The sequence below is a fragment of the Kitasatospora sp. NPDC056184 genome, from assembly GCF_042268405.1.
Lineage (GTDB): Bacteria > Actinomycetota > Actinomycetes > Streptomycetales > Streptomycetaceae > Kitasatospora.
The window spans coordinates 90,751-97,959 of the sequence record NZ_JBHJUI010000006.1 but is presented as its reverse complement, the minus strand read 5'-3'; the positions used below and the strand labels follow the sequence as shown (position 1 = coordinate 97,959).

The following is a 7,209-nucleotide window of genomic DNA, read 5'->3' as shown; positions in this document are numbered from 1 at the left end:
TCTTTTTTTTTTGGTCTCGCGGGGGGGGGGGGGGGGGGGGGGCGTGGGGGGGTCGGGGGGGGGGGCCCCCCCCCCCACTCCGGGGCGGCATATGTAGACCGGTCTGCATATTTCGGATGCTCCGGGGGCGGGAGGGAACCGGGGTGTGATCGGTGGGCGTCCGGAGAGGGGTGGGGGTTGCGGGGGGCGGTGTGCCGACGGGCCGTTCGGCGAGGACCCTGGGACGTCTGGGAGACTGACCCTGATGACAACTGCGAAGACGACCGTTATGGCCACTCTCACCGAAGGCGCGCGAGCCGAGGCGACCATCGATCTCGCCGCCCTGCGCGGCAACCTCGACGCGCTGCGCGAGCGTATCGGCGGCGCCACGGTGATGGCCGCGGTCAAGGCGGACGCCTACGGGCACGGCGCCGCCCGGTGCGCCCGGGAGGCGGTCGCCGCAGGAGTCCGCTGGCTGGGCACCGCCACGCCGGACGAGGCGCTCGCCCTGCGCGCCGCCGGCATCCGGCCGGACCAGGCCCGCATCCTCTGCTGGCTGTGGACCCCCGGCGGCCCCTGGCGCGAGGCCCTCTTCGCCGACCTCGACATCTCGGTCAGCGGCCAGTGGGCGCTGACCGAGCTGCTCGCCGCCGTCCGCGCCACCGGGATCCCCGCCCGGGTCCACCTCAAGGCCGACACCGGCCTCGGCCGCAACGGCTGCCAGCCGCACGACTGGACCGACCTGGTCGCCGCCGCCCGCCGCGCCGAGCTGGACGGCCTGCTGACCGTCGTCGGCGTCTGGTCGCACTTCGCCGCCGCCGACGAGCCCGGCCACCCCTCCATCCAGGCCCAGCTGGACGCCTACCGCGCCGCCCTGGCCACCGCCGAGGCGGCCGGCCTGCGCCCCGAGGTCCGGCACCTGGCCAACTCGCCGGCCACCCTGCTGCTCCCGCAGTCGCACTTCGACATGGTCCGCACGGGCCTGGCGATGTACGGGCTCTCGCCGGTCCCGGACGTCGGCTCGCCGGCCGACTTCGGCCTGCGCCCGGTGATGTCGCTGACCGCCCGGCTGGCCCTGGTCAAGCACGTCCCCGGCGGCCACGGCGTCAGCTACGGCCACCACTACACCACCCCCGGCCCGACCACCCTGGGCCTCGTCCCGCTCGGCTACGGCGACGGCATTCCCCGGCACGCCAGCGGCATCGGCCCGGTGCAGATCGACGGCAAGTGGCGCACCGTGGCCGGCCGGGTGGCGATGGACCAGTTCGTCGTCGACCTCGGCGGCGACACCCCGCCGATCGGCGACGAGGTGCTGCTCTTCGGCAACGGCGACCGCGGCGAGCCGACCGCCGAGGACTGGGGCCGCGCCTGCGGCACCATCTCCTACGAGATCGTGACCCGGATCGGCTCCCGCGTGCCGCGCCGCTACGTCGGCGGCCTGGACGAGGACCTGCTCGGATGAGCGAGCAGGCCGGCACCGACCCGGCGGGGGCGGTGAGCGGCGTGGCCCGCGCCGTCAAGGCGGCCGGGACGGCCACCGGGGTGAGCCGGGCCGGCCTGATCGGCATCTCGGTCGGCGTGCTCGCGGCCGGCGCCGCCGCGGGCGTGGCGATCGAGCGGCTGACGGTCGGCCGGACGATGCGCCGCCGGGCCCGCGCCGAACTGGACGCCAAGGCCCCCTACGGCTCGCTGCGCGGCCGCCCCCGCACCGTCCCCGCCGCGGACGGCACCGAGCTGTACGTCGAGCTGGACGGCACCGGCGAAGCGGACGGCACCGGCGGGCCGGACGGCGCGCCCGAGCCGCTGACCGTGGTCTTCTGCCACGGCTACTGCCTCAACCAGGACAGCTGGCACTTCCAGCGCGCCGCCTTCCGCGACGGCCTGCGCCTGGTCTTCTGGGACCAGCGCAGCCACGGCCGCTCCGAGCGCTCCCGCTCGTTCCTCGCCGGCGGGTCCGCCAGCATCGACCAGCTGGGCGGCGACCTCAGGGCCGTGCTCGACGCCGTCGCGCCGACCGGCCCGCTGGTCCTGGTCGGCCACTCGATGGGCGGCATGACGGTGATGGCGCTGGCCGACCAGGCCCCCGAGCTGTTCCGCGAGCGGGTGGCCGGCGTGGCGCTGATCGGCACCCTGGCCGGGAACTGGGACGCCGTCACCTTCGGCCTGCCGCAGGCGGGCGCCAGGCTGTTCCGCCGGGTCGCGCCGGGCATGATGAAGCTGCTCGGCCGTCAGGTGGACCTGGTCGAGGCGACCCGCCGGCTGGGCACGGACGTCAGCGCCGTCCTCTACCGGCGGTTCTCCTTCGGCGGGAAGGACGTCGACCCGGGCGTGGCCCGGTTCGCCGAGCAGATGCTGGACGCCACCCCGATCGACGTGGTGGCCGAGTTCTACCCGGTGTTCTCCGCGCACGAGAAGACCGAGGCCCTCGCCGCGCTGCGCGGCATCCCGGCCCTGGTGCTGACGGGCACCAAGGACCTGCTGACCCCGCCCGGCCACGGCGAGGTGATGGCCGAACAACTGCCGGGCGCCGAGCTGGTCCTGGTCGAGGACGCCGGGCACCTGGTGATGCTGGAGCGCCCGGACGCGGTGGACGAGCGGCTGGCCGCGCTGTTCGAGCGGGCCGCCCGCTACCGCGGTGCCGCCGTCCCGCCGGCGCCCCCGGCCGTCGAGGGACGGTAGGGGGAGCCCCGCGGGCCGGGGTCCGCGGACGCCCGGCGCGGGTGGTGCCGGGGATGTGGCACGGTAGCGGGGGCGCCCGAGAGCCGGTGCGCCGCCGTACGGACCGAAGGGCTTGATTCGCGCATGGGCTCGCACGCCACTCTCACCGCCGCCACCCCCGACCGGATGGGCCGGCTCGGCCGGGAGCTGGCCGCGCTGCTGCGGCCGGGGGACCTGGTGCTGCTCTCCGGCGAGCTGGGAGCGGGGAAGACCACGCTGACCCGGGGCCTCGGCGAGGGCCTCCGGGTGCGCGGCGCCGTCACCTCGCCGACCTTCGTGATCGCCCGGGTGCACCCGTCGCTGGTCGGCGGCCCGGCGCTGGTGCACGTCGACGCGTACCGGCTGGGCGGGAACCTCGACGAGATGGAGGACCTCGACCTGGACGTCTCGCTGCCCGAGTCGGTGGTGGTCGTCGAGTGGGGCGAGGGCAAGGTCGAACGGCTCTCGGAGGACCGCCTGGAGGTCCGGATCGAGCGGGCCATCGGCGCCGAGGCTGCGGGCGACGACCTGGACCCGCGCCGGGTGCTGCTGACCGGGATCGGCCCCCGCTGGGACGGCGTCGACCTGTCCGTGCTGGCCTGAGGGCCCGGCGGCGCAGGCCTGCCCGGTCACGGTTTGCCGACAGGCTGTCGGGAAGATGTTGCGGTCGGGGTCCCGGGCGTGGTGGGATGGGTTCTGAGGTTAGGTCTGCCTAACTAGGAGGCGCCATGCCGAGCACCACGCCCGCCCCGGAGCGCGAACCGCGCGGGACCGGGGCCGAGGGGCCCGACCGCCGTGCCGAGGGGGAGCCGATGCGGGCCCTGCTGGCCGCCTGCGCGGCGGCGGAGGCGGTCTCCACTCCGCCCGAACGCCGCCCGGCGGCGGACCCGCGGGCCGGACGGTCGCCGTCGGACGACCGCGCCCACGCCACCCGCCGCGCCGCCTAGCCAGGCCCTCGCCCACGCGCGCCCGCCACGGCCGCGCAGCCCTGTGGCCGCGCGGCCCGCCGGGGTCAGGCGATCACGACCACCTTGGTGTCCTTCGGCGCGAAGTCCCAGAGCAGCTGGCCGTCGGCCCGGCTGCTGCGGATGCCGCCGGTCTTGCCCGTCTTCGGGTCGCCGCTCGCGCCGGCCGTGCCGCTCCCGATCGAGGACGGCGTCCCCGACGCGGACGGCGTCGGCGCGGCGGCCGGGGTGCCGGTGGCGCCGTCGACGGCCGCGCTGAAGCCGAACACCACGCCGTTCTGCTGGGCGAACCGCACCACGTGCTCGATCTGCTTGCCGTCGGTGCCCGTGGTGGTCTGGGTGCGGCTGTACACGGGGTAGCTGCCGGGGAGCGGTTCGACGGTGCCCGGGGTGACCGGGAAGGCGGCCACCACCTGCGGGGTCTTCTTCGGGTCGATCAGCCAGACGTAGTGCGCGCCCACCGAGTAGACGACCCGCAGCCCGGTGCCGGTGCCCGCGGTGGGCAGCGTCGGGACGGTCGGCGTGGGCGTGGCGCTGGGGGTGGCCGAGGCGGCCGGCCCGCCGGACGAGGCGGTGGTGCTCGCGCCGGGGTTGGCGGCGACCGCGCGGTCCTGCGCTCCGTTGGCCTGGAAGGCCAGCAGACTCACCACCGCCAGGGCCCCCAGGGTCAGCCCCGTGACCACCACTCCAGGACCCATCTTCGCCACGTGTGCTCCCACCGCCGTCCCAAAACCGTCGGCCCCATCGTGCCAGGTTCGCCCGTCCGGTCCGCATCGCGTCGGACGTGTGTTCCGCCGTAGGGCCGGTTTTCGATCGGGCGGCGCACACCCGCCGGGCGCGCACCCGCCAGGCGCACACCCACCGGTCCGGGCGCGCACCCGCCGGTGCGGCGCACGCGCCCCGGGCGGCGGGACGGGACCGCGCCCCGACAGGTCGCCGCCCGACCGGTCTAACCTTGACCCGTGCTGCTGCTCGCGTTCGACACCGCTACCCCCGCCGTCACCGCCGCCGTCCACGACGGCACGTCCGTCCTCGCCGAGACCGACCAGGTCGACGCCAGGCGCCACGGCGAACTCCTGCTGCCCGCGATCGACCAGGTGCTGCGGGCGGCCGGTGTCGACAAGCACCGGCTGACCGACATCGCCGTGGGCGTCGGCCCGGGCCCGTACACCGGCCTGCGGGTCGGCCTGGTGACCGCCGCCGCGCTGGGCCACGCCCTGGGCCTGCCGGTGCACGGCGTCTGCACCCTGGACGCGATCGCCCACCGGGCGCGCGCCGAGGGGCTGGCCGGCGAGCCGTTCACGGTGGCCACCGACGCGCGCCGCAAGGAGGTCTACTGGGCCGCCTACGACGCCGAGGGCCGCCGGACCGAGGGCCCGTCGGTGGACCGCCCGGGCGAGCTGACGCCGCCGGCGCGCTCGGTCGGCGCCGGTGCGCTGCTCTACCCGGACGCCTTCCCCGGCGCGCGGGGCCCCGAGCACGTCTCGGCCGGCGCGCTCGCCGGCTTCGCCGCCGCCGAGCTGGCGGCGGGCCGGTCCCTGCTGCCCAACGCCCCGCTCTACCTGCGCCGTCCGGACGCCCAGGTGCCGGCCGGCTACAAGGCGGTGCTCCCGGCGTGACCGGCCCGAGCACCGACGGGGCCGTGCGCACCGCCGCTCCGGCGGCCGTGCTGCGCCCGATGCGCTGGTGGGACATCGCCCCGGTGCTGGCGCTGGAGCTGGAGCTGTTCCCCGAGGACGCCTGGTCCGCCGGCATGTTCTGGTCCGAGCTGGCCGAGGCCCGCCCCGGCGGCACCCGCCACTACACCGTCGCCGAGGCCCCGGACGGCACGGTCGTCGGCTACGCCGGGCTGATGGCGGTGGCCGGCGAGGGCGACGTGCAGACCATCGCCGTGGACGGCCGCCACCAGGGCGCCGGCCTCGGTGCGGCGCTGCTCGCCGACCTGGTCCGGGAGGCCGCCCGGCGCGGCTGCGCGGACCTGCTGCTGGAGGTGCGGGTGGACAACACCCGCGCGCAGCGGCTCTACGAGCGCTTCGGGTTCGAGCCGGTCGGCATCCGGCGCGGCTACTACCAGCCCGCCAACGTCGACGCGCTGGTGATGCGCCTCGACCTCGCGGCCGCCGCCGTCGACGGCGCCGCCGCCCCCGAAGACCTCGACGAACCCGCGGACCACCCGCGACCGGACGTGAAGAAGGACACCCCCCATGGCTGACGAACCGCTCGTCCTCGGCATCGAGACCTCCTGCGACGAGACCGGCGTCGGCATCGTGCGCGGCACCACCCTGCTCGCCGACGCGGTGGCCTCCAGCGTCAACGACCACGCCCGGTTCGGCGGCGTCGTCCCCGAGATCGCCAGCCGCGCGCACCTGGAGGCGATGGTCCCCACCATCCAGCGGGCCCTGGACACCGCGGGCGTCAAGGCGAGCGACCTGGACGGCGTCGCCGTCACCGCCGGCCCCGGCCTGGCCGGCGCCCTGCTGGTCGGCGTGAGCGCCGCCAAGGCGTACGCGTGGGCCCTGGACAAGCCGCTCTACGGCGTCAACCACCTCGCCTCGCACATCTGCGTGGACCAGCTGGAGCACGGCCGGCTGCCGTCCCCGACGATGGCCCTGCTGGTCTCCGGCGGGCACTCCTCGCTGCTGCTCAGCGAGGACATCACCAGCGACGTGCGCCCGCTCGGCGCGACCATCGACGACGCGGCCGGCGAGGCCTTCGACAAGGTGGCCCGGGTGCTCGGGCTCGGCTTCCCCGGCGGCCCGGTGGTGGACCGCACCGCCCGCGAGGGCGACCGGAAGGCGATCGCCTTCCCGCGCGGCCTCACCGGCCCCAAGGACCCGGAGTACGACTTCTCCTTCTCCGGCCTGAAGACCGCCGTCGCCCGCTGGGTGGAGGCCAAGCGCCGGGCCGGCGAGGAGGTGCCGGTCGCCGATGTCGCGGCGTCCTTCCAGGAGGCGGTCACCGACGTGCTGACCCGCAAGGCGGTCAAGGCCTGCAAGGACAACGGCGTCGACCACCTGATGATCGGCGGCGGCGTGGCGGCCAACTCGCGGCTGCGCGAGATGGCCCAGCAGCGCTGCGACCGGGCCGGCATCCGGCTGCGGGTGCCGCGCCCGGGCCTGTGCACCGACAACGGCGCGATGGTCGCCGCGCTCGGCTCCGAGATGGTCTGGCGGGACCGCGCGCCGTCCTCCTTCGACCTGTCGGCGGACTCCTCGCTGCCGGTCACCGAGGTCCACGTGCCGCACCCGGACTTCCACGGCCAGGCGTACCGGGCGCTGGGCGGGCAGGCGTGAGCACCACCGCCGCGATGTGGGAGGCCCGGGCCGCCGACGGGCGGGGCGCCGAGCTCTCCGCCTGGGTCCGGGAGACCGCGCTGCCCGCGCTGCGCGGCCGCGCCGGGCTGCTGCGCACCGAGCTGTTCGCCGCCCCGGGCGAGAGGGTGCTGCTGATCACCTGGTGGTCCGGCGAGCCGGTGCCGCCGCCGGATCCGCCCGCCGCCCTGCTGGGCCGCCCGGTGCACCGCTGGTCGTTCACCAGCGAGCACGTGGAGTAGCCCCGGGCCGCCGTT

General features: G+C 76.4%; 9 protein-coding genes. 8 read left to right on the top strand and 1 reads right to left on the bottom strand.

Going from position 1 to position 7,209, the window contains the following annotated elements:
- The first annotated feature begins 268 nt into the window (after window positions 1–268).
- The 4 genes from alr to ACFC0B_RS14355 all read left to right on the top strand — a co-directional run bounded on the left by alr (window position 269) and on the right by ACFC0B_RS14355 (window position 3,623).
- A complete protein-coding gene (gene alr / locus ACFC0B_RS14370) occupies window positions 269–1,441 on the top strand; it encodes an alanine racemase (RefSeq protein ID WP_376086130.1) in 1,173 nt (390 codons plus the stop codon).
- On the top strand, window positions 1,438–2,658 hold the full coding sequence (locus ACFC0B_RS14365) for an alpha/beta fold hydrolase (RefSeq protein WP_376086129.1): 1,221 nt from the start codon (window positions 1,438–1,440) through the stop codon (window positions 2,656–2,658). Before alr ends, ACFC0B_RS14365 begins: the two co-directional genes overlap by 4 nt.
- 123 nt (window positions 2,659–2,781) lie before the next feature.
- Window positions 2,782–3,279: a tRNA (adenosine(37)-N6)-threonylcarbamoyltransferase complex ATPase subunit type 1 TsaE gene (tsaE, locus tag ACFC0B_RS14360; RefSeq protein WP_376086127.1), complete on the top strand. Its 498-nt coding sequence runs from the start codon at window positions 2,782–2,784 to the stop codon at window positions 3,277–3,279.
- Between the two features lie 125 nt (window positions 3,280–3,404).
- Window positions 3,405–3,623: a hypothetical protein gene (locus ACFC0B_RS14355; RefSeq protein WP_376086125.1), complete on the top strand. Its 219-nt coding sequence runs from the start codon at window positions 3,405–3,407 to the stop codon at window positions 3,621–3,623.
- Window positions 3,624–3,688: 65 nt separating this feature from the next.
- Here the strand turns inward: ACFC0B_RS14355 and ACFC0B_RS14350 are convergent, their stop codons facing one another.
- Window positions 3,689–4,339: a hypothetical protein gene (locus ACFC0B_RS14350; RefSeq protein ID WP_376086383.1), complete on the bottom strand. Its 651-nt coding sequence runs from the start codon at window positions 4,337–4,339 to the stop codon at window positions 3,689–3,691.
- Between the two features lie 264 nt (window positions 4,340–4,603).
- Between ACFC0B_RS14350 and tsaB the strand changes: the two genes are divergently transcribed.
- The 4 genes from tsaB to ACFC0B_RS14330 are packed head-to-tail and all read left to right on the top strand — an operon-like array spanning window position 4,604 to window position 7,194.
- A complete protein-coding gene (gene tsaB, locus ACFC0B_RS14345; RefSeq protein ID WP_376086123.1) occupies window positions 4,604–5,260 on the top strand; it encodes a tRNA (adenosine(37)-N6)-threonylcarbamoyltransferase complex dimerization subunit type 1 TsaB in 657 nt (218 codons plus the stop codon).
- A 59-nt stretch (window positions 5,261–5,319) separates the two neighbouring features.
- On the top strand, window positions 5,320–5,853 hold the full coding sequence (gene rimI / locus ACFC0B_RS14340) for a ribosomal protein S18-alanine N-acetyltransferase (protein ID WP_376086382.1): 534 nt from the start codon (window positions 5,320–5,322) through the stop codon (window positions 5,851–5,853).
- Window positions 5,846–6,934, top strand: coding sequence for a tRNA (adenosine(37)-N6)-threonylcarbamoyltransferase complex transferase subunit TsaD (gene tsaD / locus ACFC0B_RS14335; protein WP_376086122.1), 1,089 nt, complete (start codon window positions 5,846–5,848; stop codon window positions 6,932–6,934). The genes rimI and tsaD overlap by 8 nt, the downstream gene beginning before the upstream one ends.
- On the top strand, window positions 6,931–7,194 hold the full coding sequence (locus ACFC0B_RS14330) for a hypothetical protein (protein ID WP_376086120.1): 264 nt from the start codon (window positions 6,931–6,933) through the stop codon (window positions 7,192–7,194). Before tsaD ends, ACFC0B_RS14330 begins: the two co-directional genes overlap by 4 nt.
- Window positions 7,195–7,209: the final 15 nt, after the last annotated feature.